The sequence below is a fragment of the Brevibacterium otitidis genome, from assembly GCF_042429315.1.
Classification (GTDB): Bacteria; Actinomycetota; Actinomycetes; order Actinomycetales; family Brevibacteriaceae; genus Brevibacterium; species Brevibacterium otitidis.
Genome location: NZ_JBHMAU010000004.1, coordinates 1 through 829 on the forward strand (window position 1 = coordinate 1; position 829 = coordinate 829).

1 protein-coding gene is annotated in these 829 nt (G+C 64.2%); it reads right to left on the minus strand.

Going from position 1 to position 829, the window contains the following annotated elements:
• Nucleotides 1-115: 115 nt before the first annotated feature.
• A partial coding sequence (locus tag ACFFN1_RS00525; protein WP_376837611.1) for an ISL3 family transposase occupies nucleotides 116-829 on the minus strand: 714 nt, incomplete at its 5' end.

An 829-nucleotide genomic window follows, 5' to 3' on the forward strand; every position in this document is an offset into this window, starting at 1 on the left:
CTTGAGATCAGCGCGGGTAGATGTCCGCTCATCATCAGGGACCTCGATGCTTATCCCCAGCACCCTTGCCCGATCGGCGTGCCCACACTCAACTCTGAAGAGCCTAACCGGCTCTTCAGAGTTGAGTGTGGGTTGATGCGTCCAGGCCGCCAGCGATGAGCAGCATGCGGAGTCGGTAGTGCTCGAAGTTGCGGAATCCGCGAGCGATCCGCCTGCCCAGCTCGATGAGCCCGTTGACCGCCTCGGTGCCGCCGTTGTTGGCACCGTCGGTGTCGAAGTACGCCAGGATCGTCGTCTTCCACTTCCGCAGCGTCCTGCCCAGTCTGGCGATCTCTGGGATCGGGCACGTCGGCAAGGCCTCGATCACGCGGGTGGCCAGCCTGCGCCCTTGAGCGTGAGTGTCCTGGTGGAACATGTCACACACGTCCTGCGCGCACTGGTAGGCGACTTCGACACTGATGTGGTCCTCGTGCGCAGCGAACGCCGCTTCGAGTCTCGTACGCTGCCGGTCGGTGAGGCGTTCGCGGCCGGCCCGCAGAAGGTTGCGGATGCCGTAGAGCGGGTCTCCTTTGCGTCCCCGGTGCCCGAGTGTCTGCTGCTGGATACGACGGCGAACGTCATCGACAGCGCTGGTGGCGAGCTTGACGATGTGAAAAGCATCGAGGACGCAGGTGGCGTCGTCGAGTTGGTCGTCGATCGCGTTCTTGTATCCCTGGAACGGGTCCAGCGTCGCGACCCGCACACCTTGGCGGAAGGAAGGCCCGCGTGCGGTGAGCCAGTCTTTGTACACGGTGCCTGAGCGTCCCGGGACGAGATCCAGCAGACGCGC